At 71.3% G+C, this 12,125-nt stretch carries 10 protein-coding genes; 3 read left to right on the top strand and 7 right to left on the bottom strand.

All coding sequences use genetic code 11. The features are described 5' to 3' along the window. Positions 1-3 precede the first annotated feature (3 nt). The gene (locus tag AC27IY_RS07060; protein WP_487177456.1) at positions 4-2,820 is read left to right on the top strand and encodes a PQQ-dependent sugar dehydrogenase; all 2,817 of its coding nucleotides are present in this window, start codon (positions 4-6) and stop codon (positions 2,818-2,820) included. A gap of 10 nt (positions 2,821-2,830) precedes the next feature. After that, entirely contained in the window at positions 2,831-4,540 is a 1,710-nt protein-coding gene (locus AC27IY_RS07065; protein WP_487177457.1) for a ThuA domain-containing protein, read from the top strand. 48 nt (positions 4,541-4,588) lie between these two features. On the opposite strand, the gene AC27IY_RS07070 is transcribed toward AC27IY_RS07065, so the two are convergent. From AC27IY_RS07070 to AC27IY_RS07100, 7 genes are read right to left on the bottom strand one after another with little or no spacing between them, the layout of a single operon-like run. Further along, positions 4,589-5,920 carry an alkaline phosphatase family protein gene (locus tag AC27IY_RS07070; RefSeq protein ID WP_487177458.1) on the bottom strand — a complete coding sequence of 444 codons (1,332 nt, stop codon included), beginning with the start codon at positions 5,918-5,920 and terminating at the stop codon, positions 4,589-4,591. After that, positions 5,920-7,032, bottom strand: coding sequence for a metabolite traffic protein EboE (gene eboE, locus AC27IY_RS07075; RefSeq protein WP_487177459.1), 1,113 nt, complete (start codon positions 7,030-7,032; stop codon positions 5,920-5,922). The genes AC27IY_RS07070 and eboE overlap by 1 nt, the downstream gene beginning before the upstream one ends. A 2-nt stretch (positions 7,033-7,034) precedes the next feature. Further along, the gene (locus AC27IY_RS07080) at positions 7,035-7,880 is read right to left on the bottom strand and encodes a TatD family hydrolase (protein WP_487177460.1); all 846 of its coding nucleotides are present in this window, start codon (positions 7,878-7,880) and stop codon (positions 7,035-7,037) included. Next, positions 7,881-8,387 (bottom strand): EboA domain-containing protein, encoded by a 507-nt coding sequence (locus AC27IY_RS07085; RefSeq protein WP_487177461.1) that lies wholly within the window; start codon positions 8,385-8,387, stop codon positions 7,881-7,883. Continuing rightward, a complete protein-coding gene (locus AC27IY_RS07090; protein ID WP_487177462.1) occupies positions 8,332-9,198 on the bottom strand; it encodes a sugar phosphate isomerase/epimerase family protein in 867 nt (288 codons plus the stop codon). Before AC27IY_RS07090 ends, AC27IY_RS07085 begins: the two co-directional genes overlap by 56 nt. After that, a complete protein-coding gene (locus AC27IY_RS07095) occupies positions 9,195-10,112 on the bottom strand; it encodes an SCO3242 family prenyltransferase (protein WP_487177463.1) in 918 nt (305 codons plus the stop codon). The genes AC27IY_RS07090 and AC27IY_RS07095 overlap by 4 nt, the downstream gene beginning before the upstream one ends. Continuing rightward, entirely contained in the window at positions 10,109-10,414 is a 306-nt protein-coding gene (locus AC27IY_RS07100) for an inositol-3-phosphate synthase (protein ID WP_487177464.1), read from the bottom strand. Before AC27IY_RS07100 ends, AC27IY_RS07095 begins: the two co-directional genes overlap by 4 nt. Before the next feature lie 277 nt (positions 10,415-10,691). Between AC27IY_RS07100 and AC27IY_RS07105 the strand changes: the two genes are divergently transcribed. Continuing rightward, positions 10,692-12,125: a sugar ABC transporter ATP-binding protein gene (locus tag AC27IY_RS07105; RefSeq protein ID WP_487177709.1), complete on the top strand. Its 1,434-nt coding sequence runs from the start codon at positions 10,692-10,694 to the stop codon at positions 12,123-12,125.

The raw sequence follows: 12,125 nt of genomic DNA on the forward strand, positions 1-12,125 counted from the left end.
GTCATGTCCCGACGTCCATGGCTCACTTTGTTGACCACGGTGGCGCTGATCACTTCCGGAACACTCGCGCTCGACGCCCCTCCTGCCAACGCCCTCGTCATCCCGGCCTCCGACTACCAGCAGGTGTCTCTCGCGTCGGGGGGCGCCGAGCTGGGCGAGGCCATGTCGCTGGCCGTGATGCCGAACCGTTCGGTGGTGCACACCGCGCGCGACGGCACGGTACGCGTCACCGATGTCAACGGCACCACGAAGGTGGCCGGCAAGCTCGACGTCTACAGTCACGACGAGGAGGGCCTGCAGGGTGTGGCGGTGGACCCCGGCTTCGCGTCCAACCGGTACTTATGGCTCTACTACTCGCCGCGCCTGAGCACCCCGAACGGTGACGCGCCGAGCACCGGCACGCAGGCGCAGTTCGACCAGTGGAAGGGCGAGCTGCACCTGTCGCGGTTCACCCTCAAGTCGGACGACACCCTCGACCTGGCCAGCGAGAAGGTGGTCCTGCGGGTCCAGAACGACCGCGGCCAGTGCTGCCACGTGGGCGGGGACATCGACTTCGACGCCGCCGGCAACCTCTACCTGACCACCGGCGACGACACCAACCCCTTCGAGTCGAGCGGCTACTCCCCGCTGGACGAGCGGACCGACCGCAACCCGCAGTTCGACGCCCAGCGCTCGGCCGGCAACACCAACGACCTGCGCGGCAAGCTCCTGCGCATCAAGCCGCAGCCCGACGGCACCTACACGATCCCCAGCGGCAACCTGTTCCCGCCGGGGACGGCGAAGACCCGGCCGGAGATCTACGCGATGGGCTTCCGCAACCCGTTCCGGATGAGCGTGGACAAGGCGACCGGCGTCGTCTACCTCGGCGACTACGGGCCGGACGCCGGGGTGACCAACTCCGCCAGAGGGCCGAGCGGGCAGGTGGAGTTCAACCGCATCACCGGTCCCGGCAACTACGGATGGCCGTACTGCACGGGCACGAACACCACCAGCGAGACCTACAACGAGTGGAACTTCGCCACCAACAGCACCGGCCCGAAGTACAACTGCGCGGGCGGCCCGACCAACAACTCCTTCCGTAACACCGGCCTGACCACGCTGCCCGCGGCGAAGCCGGCGTGGATCCGGTACGCGGGGGACGCCGGCAGCCCGCCGGAGTTCGGCTCCGGGTCGGAATCGCCGATGGGCGGCCCGGTCTACCGTTACGACGCCGGCCTGAACTCGGCCGTCAAGTTCCCCCAGGTGCTCGACGGGCGCTTCTTCGCCGGCGAGTACGGCCGCCGCTGGATCAAGGCGATCGAGGTCAAGTCGGACGGCGGCTACGGGGAGATCTCCGCGTTCCCCTGGTCGGGGACGCAGGTGATGGACATGGCCTTCGGCCCTGACGGGGCCCTGTACGTCCTCGACTACGGCACCGGGAGCAACAACCAGGCGCTGTACCGGATCGAGTACATCGGCAGCGCCAACCGCAACCCGATCGCCAGGGCGTCCGCCGACAAGACGTCGGGGCCCGCCCCGCTGACGGTGGCCTTCTCCTCGGCGGGCAGCTCCGACCCGGAGGGCGGCGCGCTGACGTACTCGTGGAACTTCGGCGACGGCACCACCTCCACGGCGGCGAACCCGAGCAAGACCTACACCACCAACGGCGCCTACACGGCGACGCTCACGGTCCGGGACCCGCAGGGTCTCACCGGCACGGCGAGCGTGATCGTGAACGTCGGCAACACCGCGCCGACGGTCACCCTCACCGCCCCTGCCGACGGTCAGCTGTTCTCCTTCGGTGACACCGTGCCCTTCCAGGTCACCGTCAGCGACCCGGAGGACGGCACGATCGACTGCGCCGGGGTCACGGTCTCCTACCTCCTCGGCCACGACAGCCACCGCCACAAGATCACCTCGAAGACCGGCTGCTCGGGCTCCATCGAGGTGCCCTTGGACGGCGAGCATGACGCCGCGGCCAACATCTACGGCGTCTTCGAGGCCTCCTACACCGACAGGGGCGGCCTGACCTCCACCAGCGACCGTACGCTCCAGCCGCGGCACCGGCAGGCCGAGCACTTCGGCGCCCAGCAGGGCGTCCAGACGGCCGACCACGCCACCGCGGAAGGCGGCAAGACGGTGGGCTTCACCGACGACGGCGACTGGATCTCCTTCCAGCCGTACAACCTGGGCAACGCGACGAGGATCACCGCCCGGGTGTCCTCGGCCGGCGCGGGCGGCCGGATCGAGGTGCGGGCCGGCTCGGCGACGGGCACGCTGCTGGGAACGGTGAACGTGGCGAGCACCGGCAGCTGGGACACCTTCGCCGACGTCTCGGCGAACCTCAGCGGCGCCCCGGCCGGCACGACGACGCTCTATCTGGTCTTCCGCGGCCCGACCGGACAGGGCTACCTGTTCGACGTGGACGCCTTCACTCTCGACACCGGCACCCCGTCGGGGAGCACGACCGCGTTCAAGGGGGTGGCGTCGGGGCGGTGCCTGGACGTCAACGGAGCCTCGCAGGCCAACGGCGCGCAGGCGCAGATCTGGGACTGCAACGGGCAGTCCAACCAGCAGTGGACGTCGACCGCCGCGACTGAGCTGCGGGTCTACGGCAACAAGTGCCTGGACGTGAACGGCGCCGGCACGGCCGACGGCACCAGCGTGATCATCTGGGACTGCAACGGCCAGAACAACCAGAAATGGCGCCTCAACACCGACGGCACCATCACGGCGGTGGGTGCGAACAAGTGCCTGGACGTCAACGGCACCGCCAACGGCACCAAGATGCGCATCTGGACCTGCACCGGAGGAACCAACCAGCGCTGGACCCGCGTCTGAAAGGACTTCCATGCCGAGCGACAGAAAGACATCCGTGCTGCGACGCCTCGCAGTGACGGTGGCGGCGATCACCGTCGCCGCGACGGTGATCCCGGCCGTGCCCGCCCAGTCCGCCGCCTTCAAGGTGCTGGTGTTCTCGAAGACGGCCGGGTTCCGGCACGACTCGATCCCCAGCGGGATCCAGGCCATCCGCGACCTGGGGACCGCCAACGACTTCGCCGTCGACGCCACCGAGGACTCCAACGCCTTCACCACGGCCAACCTGGCCCAGTACAAGGCGGTGGTGTTCCTCAGCACCACCGGTGACGTGCTGAACGACAACCAGCAGGCCGCCTTCCAGACGTACGTGGACGGCGGGGGCGGCTACGTCGGGGTGCACGCGGCCGCCGACACCGAGTACAACTGGCCCTACTACGGTCAGCTGATGGGGGCCTGGTTCAACAGCCATCCGGCGATCCAGCAGGCCACCGTACGCACCGAGGACCGAGCGCACGCCGCGACCGCTCACCTGGGGACGACCTGGTCGCGTACCGACGAGTGGTACAACTACCGCACCAACCCCCGCCCCAACGTCCGGGTGCTGCAGAGCCTGGACGAGGGCAGCTACAGCGGCGGCGGCATGGGCGATCACCCGATCACCTGGTGCCACCCGCAGTCCTCCGGCCGGGCGTTCTACACCGGCCTGGGGCACACCCAGGAGTCGTACGCCGATCCGAACTTCCGCGCGCTGCTGCTCGGCGGGATCAGGTACACGGCCAAGGCCACCAACGCCGACTGCCGCCCGGAGACCGGGTACACGACCTTGTACAACGGCTCGACGACGGGCTGGTCGCAGGCCGGGCCGGGATCGTTCGCCAACAGCGACGCCACGCTGACCTCCCAGGGCGGCATGGGCATGCTGTGGTACAACGTCAAGGAGTTCCGCTCCTACTCCGTCAAGCTCGACTGGAGGATGACCGGCGACTCCAACTCCGGCGTCATCGTCGGGTTCCCGGCCACCAGCGACCCCCAAACGGCGCTCGACACCGGATATGAGGTGCAGATCGACGCGACCGACACCCCGGACAAGACGACCGGGGCGATCTACGGGTTCAAGGCGGCCGACACCGCCGCCCGCGACGCGGCGCTCAACCCGCCGGGGCAGTGGAACACCTATGAGCTGCTGGTGGAGGGTGAGCGGCTGCAGGTGTTCCTGAACGGCACCAGGATCAACGACTTCACCAACACCGATCCGGTCCGCTCGCTCCAGCAGGGCTACCTCGGCATCCAGAACCACGGGTCCGGCGACGTGGTGTCGTTCCGCAACATCCGCGTCAAGGAGCTGACCGGCACGCCGAACGGTACAAGCGCACTCAAGGGCGTGGGGTCGGGCCGGTGCCTGGACGTCAGCGGAGCTTCCCAGGCCAACGGGGCGCAGGCGCAGATCTGGGACTGCAACGGGCAGAACAACCAGCGGTGGACGTCGACCGCCGCGACTGAGCTGCGGGTCTACGGCAACAAGTGCCTCGACGTGAACGGCGCCGGCACGGCGGACGGCACCGCGGTGATCATCTGGGACTGCAACGGGCAGAACAACCAGAAGTGGCGGCTCAACGCCGACGGCACCATCACGGCGGTGGGTGCGAACAAGTGCCTGGACGTCAACGGCACCGCCAACGGCACCAGGGCCCGCATCTGGACCTGCACCGGAGCAAGCAACCAGCGCTGGACCCGGGTCTGAGCCCACGGCCTTCGCGCGGTCCCCGGCCGGGGACCGCGCGAACCACGGTCAGCGGCTCCGCCGGGCCAGACCGGCCAGGAGACCCCTGACCTCGCTCGCCTCGTAGGAGTCACGGTCGAAGGGACCGATGATCAGCGGGCCGTCGTCGGGAAGGTCGGGCAGCCGGCCGTGACTGCCCCGCACCGGCGCCGGGTCGAGCGGCACCACCCGCATCGCGTAGCGGAAGCCCAGCTTCTTCCTCGCCAGCGCCGCCGCCGCACGGAGCTTGACGAACGGATCGCCCGGGTCCATGAACAGCTCGGCCGGGTCGTAGCCGGGTTTGCGGTGGATGTCCACGAGCCTGGCGAAGTCCGGGGCGCGGTCGTCGGAGAGCCAGTAGTAATAGGTGAACCAGGCGTCGGGCTCCGCCACCGCGACGAGCTCGCCGGCGCGTTCGTGGTCGAGCCCGTACTTCGCCTTCCCCGCCTGGTCGAGCACCTCGTCCACGCCCGCGAGCTCGGCGACGACGGCGCGGGCGCGGTCGAGGTCGGCGGGGTCGCGCACGTACACGTGGGCCACCTGGTGGTCGGCGACCGCGAAGGCCCGGGACGTCCACGGGTCGAGGTACTCCATCCCGGCCTGGGTGTAGACCTCCAGGAGACCCGCGGCGCGCAGCGCCCGGTTGATGTCCACCGGGCGGGACGCCGGAGTGATGCCGTACTCCGAGAGCACGACCACCTCGGCCTCCTCGGCCAGGAGCGGGGCCAGAGCGGCGTCGACGGCGCGGGCCGCCGCGATCGCCTCGGGACCGGCGGGGCCGTACCGCTGGAGGTCGTAGTCGAGGTGAGGCACGTAGACCAGCAGCAGGTCCGGCCGTTCGCGGGCCAGGATGCGGCGGGCGGCGGCGACGATCCATTCGGAGGAGGCGATCCCCGCGTTGGGCCCCCAGTAACTGAACAGGGGGAACGGCCCCAGCGCGGCCTCGAGGTCGTCGTGGAGCGAGGGCGGGCGGGTGTAGCAGTCGGGCGACTTGCGGCCGTCGGCGTGGTAGATCGGACGCGGGGTGACGAGCAGGTCGGTCGCGGCGCCCATCGCGTACCACCAGCAGACGTTGGCGGTGCGCAGGCCGGGCACGGCGCTCCACAGCTGGTCGCCCTGGATGAGCGCGTTGTGCTGACGCCACAGCAGCACCTCGCCGAGGTCGCGGAAGTACCACCCGTTGCCGACGATGCCGTGGTCGCGGGGCATCCTGCCGGTCAGCAGGGTGGCCTGCATCGAACAGGTGACGGCCGGGAGCACGGGCCGCAGCGTGGCCGCCGCGCCCGCGCTCGCCACGTTCGGCATGTGCGCGAGCAGGCGCGGGGTGAGCCCGACGACATTGATCACGATCAGCGGCGCCATCACGTCTCCTTCAGCCCGAGGGCGGCGAGCTGCCCCCGCATCCAGTCGAGCTCGGCCGCGATGCCTTCGGCGAGGTCGGCAGGGGCGCCGGGAAGCACGTTCCAGGTGTAGGTCTCCACCTCGACGTGGCGGGTCAGCGGCCGTTCCCCGCCGAGGATCACGTTCAGCAGGTCCCGCAGGTAGGGGGCGCTGGTGGCGAGAGGAGGGGGCGGCGCGTCGTGCAGCGGGACGTGGAAGTGCACGCGCCAGCTCTCGTCCGCGGGCAGGCCGCCCGCCAGGGCCTCGCCCAGGTCGTCGGCGTATCCGGTGGCGGAGCGCGTCTGGTGGAGGAAACGGGCCTCGTCGAACGCGGCCAGCGCCCGCTGCGCCCCCGGCGGGGCCACCAGGGCGCACGACGCCTGGAGCTTCACGACGGGCAGCCCGGTGCGGGCGCCGGCGCCGGGCTCCTCGAAACCCACGGCCATGTGGCAGGCGTCCAGGCAGAGGCCGAGGTGGTCGTGATCCACGTCGCCCAGCAGGGCGGCGGCCTGGGGCGTCGTCTCGACGACGCAGCCGGGCTCCGGCTCGAAGCCCAGCCGGATCACCTTGCCGGTACGGCCGGCCAGCGCGCGCAGCCCCTGGGCGACCGCGCCGACATTGGCCATGACCGCGGCCGCCTTGTCTCCCGTCCACCCGGTGCGCCAGGCGAGGGGCAGGGTCGAGATCGTGCCCTCGGTGACGTCGTCCGGCAGCAGGACGGCGAGGATCTCGGCGAGCCCGAGCGTGTGGCGCAGCCGCTCCGCGTCGGCCCAGTCAGGGGTGTAGACGCGGTACTTCACGATCTCGTCCTGGAAGCCGCGGTAGGGGAACCCGTTGAGGGTCACGACCTCCAGCCCGAGCGCGCTCAGCCGCTCGCGCAGCCCGGCGAGCTCCCCGGGCCGGGCGAGGAGGTCCGCGGCGGCGTGCCGGGACAGCCACAGCCCGAGCCCGAGCCGCTCGACGCCGAGCAGCCGCCTGACCCGCGCGGCGACGCCGGACAGCTGACGGTGGATGCCGGGGACGTCCTCGGCGGCGTGGACGTTGGTGCAGTAGGACAGGTGCACCGTCGAGCCGTCCGGATGGCGTAACCGCACGGTCAGCCTCGCTTGATCGTGTTGCCGGCGTGGTCGGGCCCGACGTGCGGGTCCGGATCGAGGTCGAGGCGGCCGCTCTGCCCGTAGAAGGCGACCGGATTGCGCCACAGCACCCGATCCACCTCGTCCTCGCCGAAGCCGGTCGCGAGCATGACGTCGGCCACCTCGCGCGTCTTGAGCGGGTCGCTCCGGCCCCAGTCGGCGGCCGAGTTCACCAGCACCCTGTCCGTGCCGTACTCCTTGAGCAGGGCCACCATCCGGTCCGGGTCCATCTTGGTGTCGGGGTAGATCGAGAACCCCATCCAGCAGCCCGAGTCCGCCACCATGCCGACGGTCACCTCGTTGAGGTGGTCGATGAGCACCCGTTCGGGGGGTGTCCCGGAGTCCCGGACCACGTGGAGGGTGCGGCGGACGCCCGCCGTCTTGTCCCGGTGCGGAGTGTGCACGAGCACCGGGAGATCGGCCTCCCGCGCGAGGGCGAGCTGCGCCTCGAAGGCCCGTTCCTCCTCCGCCGTCATCGAGTCGTAGCCGACCTCGCCGACCGCGACGACGGAGTCCTTCAGCAGGTATCGCGGCAACTCGGCCAGCACCCCCGCGCACCGCGGATCGTTCGCCTCCTTCGGGTTGAGCGCGAGCGCGCAGTGGTGGTGGATGCCGTACTGCGCGGCGCGGTACGGCTCCCAGCCGAGCAGCGCGTCGAAGTAGTCGAGGAAACTGCCCACGTTGGTACGGGGCTGCCCCAGCCAGAAGGCGGGTTCGACGACGGCCCGGACCCCCGCGGCGTGCATGCGCTGATAGTCGTCGGTGGTCCGGGAGGTCATGTGGATGTGGGGGTCGAAGATGCGCATTCAGATCCTCTCCAGGACGTCGTCCGGGACGGGCCGGCCGGCCGCCCGCAGCTCCGCCGCGTAGTCCGACAGCATCCGGGCCAGCTCGGCGTCGAAGCGGCGATCCAGCTCGGCGACCGCCGCCAGGGGGATCGACATGAAGACGCACTTGAGCACCCCCTGACGGAAGGAGTGGTCGTCCAGCCACGCCGCGCCGTATGGCCCGAGGGCCGCGGCGACCAGCCGCGCGTCATTGGTACGCAGCGCGTCCTCCACCAGCCCGACCGCCGTCCCTTCCGCGTCGAGCTCGTGCAGGACGGTCAGGATCGCCAGCCGCTCACCGCTGTCGCCGGCCTCGTACAGGCTGCGGATCGTCGCGTGGTCGCCGTGCAGCGCGCCGAGCAGCGCGCGCCGCGCGCCTGGGCCGCCGCGCCGTCCGGCCTGCGGGAAGAGCCGGTGGATCGCGTGGGGGTCAGCCTCGACCTGCCGGACGGCCTGTGCCAGCCACTCCTGTGCCGGCTCCTTCATGTGCCCTCCTCAGGAACTCGATCGAGCGGCGGGCGACCTGCGGGGCCGCGTGGCTGTGCCGGGCCAGCTCCACGGCCACCAGGCCCGAGTAGCCGCGCAGCGCGGCGAGCACCGGCGGGAAGTCGATCTCGCCCTCGCCGAACTCCAGGTGCTCGTGGACTCCCCGGCGCATGTCCTCGATCTGCACGTGCACGGTGTACGGCAGCGCCCGGCGCACGCAGGTGACGAGGTCGTCCGGCTCCACGCAGTGGGAGTGCCCGATGTCGAGGGTGAGACCGAACCGGGCATGGGCGCCGAGCATCGCCCGCAGCCGCTCGAAGCCGTCCAGGCCGGCGACGAGCATCTCGGGTTCGGGTTCGAATCCCAGCGTGACGCCGACCCGGTCGGCCTCGTCGAGCAGCCGTGCGCACTGGCGGGCCAGCCGCGTGTACGCCTCCGCCTCCGTCATGCCGTCGGGCCGGACCCCGCTCCACAGGTGCACCACGGGAGCGCCCAGATCGGCGGCGACTCGCATCGCGGTGGTCAGGAACTCCACTCTGCGTCCGGCGTCGTCGCTGATCAGGGTCGGATGGTGTTCGCGCAGGGGATCGAGGGTGTAACGCCCGCCCGTCTCCACGACGACGTCGAGGCCGAGGCGTGCGAGGAGCCCGGCGATCCGTGACACCTCCGCGGCCAGGCCGGGGGAGTGGGGGTCGAGATGGCCGTGGTCGAGCGTGATCGCCGCACCGGCGTACCCCAGGTCGGCCAGAACCGTGAGCGCCTCGGGAAGCCGGTGGTCGGCGAAGCCGTTGGTGCAGTAGGCCCACTTCATGAGGTCGCCATCCGGTTTGAGAGCCACTTTCCCAAGGGCAGCGAGCACAGCAGCGCGCCCGCCGTCGCGAACCGCCCGCCGCCGGCGATCGCCGCCGCCTGGAGCGGGATCAGGCCGAGGATGCCGAGGCGGACGGCCTGCCGTACGTGCTCGGGCTCGGGACGGGTCCGCAACCCGGCCTGGACCGGGAGGGTGAAGGCGAGATAGCCGGCGATGAGGACGCCCGCTCCGGCCCGGGCGGCGTTCCGGTCATGCGCGCAGGAGGCGGCCCGGTCGCCCACGCAGGCGACGGCCCGGTCATGCGCGCAGGAAGCGGCCTGGTCGCGCGCGCAGGCGGCGGCCGCGAGCCCGGCCGCCGCGGCGCTCGCCACGAGCGCGCGCTCGGCGGTGCCGCGTGCCGCCCCCGTGACCTCGGCCCGGCCCAGGACGCTGATCCCGTAGGTGTGCGCGCCTATCGCCAGGGCCGCGGGCACGGCGGCCCCGGCCTGCTCGCCCGCGCCGAGAAGCACGTCGAGCACGCGGCAGGCCGCCATCGACGCCGGTCCCGCCGCCGTCCGTTTGAGACCCAGGTCGTAGGCCCACACCGCCCCGGCCAGCAGTCCGGCGACGGTGAGACCGCGCCGGCCGCCGGCGAGGGCGGCGCTGGCGAGGCCCGCGCCGGTCAGGGCGGCCGCGAGCCCGAGCGCGGCGCCGGGGCGGACCCGGCCCGACGGGATCGGGCGCTCGGGACGTTCGGCGGCGTCCGTCTCACGGTCGGCCCAGTCGTTGAGCGCCATCCCCGACCAGTACATGAGCACCGACGCCAGGGCCAGGCCAGGCGCCGGACGCCGCCCCGCGGCGGCGGCCCCCGCCATGGTGTCCCCCGGCACCGACAGCGCGGCCGGTGCGCGGACCAGTTCGAGCAGCGCCCTCATGACAGCTCCTCGGCGAAGGCGCGCAGACGGGCGTACGGCACACGCTGCCAGGCGGCGAGTTCCGCCGGGGCGACCCCCGCTCTGCCCAGTTGCTCGGCGCGCTTGCGTAAGGAGGTCTCGGTGATGTCATGGCCGCCGAAGACCAGGCCGCCCGGCGGAGCCAGGTCACCGGGAAAGCCGGGGGCTTCGCTCACGCATCCTTGCGAGGTCGCGGCCCCCGCCCTGACGGCCGAGGCGCCCACGATGGCAGTGGTCGCCACGGATCCTCGTGCCCCGATCAGCCACACACCGAGCTTGTTCATGAAAGCTCCATCGTGTCGGGACCACCTCCGCATGCGGTAGGCATCCGGCAGGTAAGTCTCCGTGATGGTAAGAGCTATTTTCGCCGATGGTCAACTATAAGTAGGCCCATTTTCCATCGTTCCGCCGCTTATGGGCAGCGATCCCTGGTCCACTTATGTCGCAGTGGCGACGGCTTTTGCTTGACCATCGATATAAGCCCGCTTAGCATCCCGCAGTGTGCGGCCCTCAGGCCGCCCTCACGGCGCGACAGGCGGGGAGGTGGGCGGGGTGCTGAGCATGCGCGGCATCGGCAAGGGCTTCCTGGGCGTGCGGGTGCTGTCCGGAGTGGACCTGGACGTGGCGGCCGGCGAGGTCCACGCCGTCGTCGGCGAGAACGGCGCCGGCAAGTCCACCCTCATGAAGATCATCTGCGGGGTGCACGCGCCTGACGAGGGCACGATCGAGATCGACGGCCGGCGCGTCCACTTCGGCCATCCGCTCGACGCGCAGCGCTCCGGCATCGCGATCATCTACCAGGAGTTCAACCTGCTGCCCGAGCGCTCCGTCGCCGAGAACGTCTTCCTCGGGCGCGAGCCCGTCAGACGCGGCCTGGTCGACCGGGCGGCGATGGAGCAGGCGACCGCGCGGCTCCTCGACGAGCTCGGCGAGGACCCCTTCGGCCCCCGTGACGCCGTCAAGCGCCTGTCGGTGGCCCAGCAGCAGATCGTCGAGATCGTCAAGGCGTTGTCGGTGAGCGCCCGGCTCGTGGTCATGGACGAGCCCAGCGCGGCGCTCGCCGAGCACGAGGTCGAGCTGCTCCACCGGCTGATCGGGCGGTTGAGGGAACGCGGCGTCGCCGTCGTGTACATCTCCCACCGATTACGCGAGGTGTTCGACCTCGCCGACCGGGTCACGGTGCTCAAGGACGGCTCGCGCGTCGCCACACTCCCGATCGGCGAGGTGACCCCCGACGAGCTGATCCGCCTGATGGTGGGCCGCGACCTCGGCACCTACTTCCCGCCCCGCTCGAACGGCGCCGGCGAGGTACGGCTCAGCCTGCGCGGAGCGGGCAACCACAAGCTCCGCGACATCGATCTGGAGCTGCGGGCAGGGGAGATCGTCGGCATCGCGGGCCTGCAGGGGTCCGGCAGAACAGAGCTCGCCAAAGCCATCTTCGGCGCGGAACCCTTCACCACGGGAGAGATGACCCCCTCGCGCCCCCGCTCGGTCCGCGAAGGCATGGCCATGGGCATCGGACTGGTGACCGAGGACCGCAAGGCCGAAGGGCTCGCCCTGCGCCAGTCCGTACGCGACAACGCCCTGCTCGCCGCCCGCGCGGCGGGCGTCCGCGAGGGCCGCGACGGCCTCCGCGGCCTGCTCGAACGGGTACGCCTCTCGCCTCCGCGTCAGGAACAGGAGGTCCGCTACCTGTCCGGAGGCAACCAGCAGAAGGTCGTGCTCGCCAAATGGATGACCATGGCGCCGCGCGTGCTGCTGTTCGACGAACCGACCCGGGGCGTCGACGTCGGGGCCAAGGCCGCCATCCACGACCTGATGCGCGAACTCGCGAACGACGGCATGGCCATCATGATGATCTCCTCCGAGCTGCCCGAGCTCATCGGCATGAGCGATCGCGTCGTCGTCCTGCGCGACGGCCGCGTCGCGGGCACGCTGCCGGCCGGGGCCTCCGAGGAGGCCGTCATGCGCCTGGCCGCCGGAGAGGTGGCCTGA

The sequence above is a fragment of the Nonomuraea sp. B208 genome (assembly GCF_057536035.1).

Bases quoted from the DNA above. Each gene is read 5' to 3' on its own strand.
- AC27IY_RS07100 (WP_487177464.1), bottom strand. From the start codon at position 10,414: ATGAACAAGCTCGGTGTGTGGCTGATCGGGGCACGAGGATCCGTGGCG.
- AC27IY_RS07065 (WP_487177457.1), top strand. From the start codon at position 2,831: ATGCCGAGCGACAGAAAGACATCCGTGCTGCGACGCCTCGCAGTGACG.
- AC27IY_RS07105 (WP_487177709.1), top strand. From the start codon at position 10,692: ATGCGCGGCATCGGCAAGGGCTTCCTGGGCGTGCGGGTGCTGTCCGGA.
- AC27IY_RS07060 (WP_487177456.1), top strand. From the start codon at position 4: ATGTCCCGACGTCCATGGCTCACTTTGTTGACCACGGTGGCGCTGATC.
- AC27IY_RS07090 (WP_487177462.1), bottom strand. From the start codon at position 9,198: ATGAAGTGGGCCTACTGCACCAACGGCTTCGCCGACCACCGGCTTCCC.
- AC27IY_RS07080 (WP_487177460.1), bottom strand. From the start codon at position 7,880: ATGCGCATCTTCGACCCCCACATCCACATGACCTCCCGGACCACCGAC.
- AC27IY_RS07070 (WP_487177458.1), bottom strand. From the start codon at position 5,920: ATGGCGCCGCTGATCGTGATCAATGTCGTCGGGCTCACCCCGCGCCTG.
- AC27IY_RS07085 (WP_487177461.1), bottom strand. From the start codon at position 8,387: ATGAAGGAGCCGGCACAGGAGTGGCTGGCACAGGCCGTCCGGCAGGTC.
- AC27IY_RS07095 (WP_487177463.1), bottom strand. From the start codon at position 10,112: ATGAGGGCGCTGCTCGAACTGGTCCGCGCACCGGCCGCGCTGTCGGTG.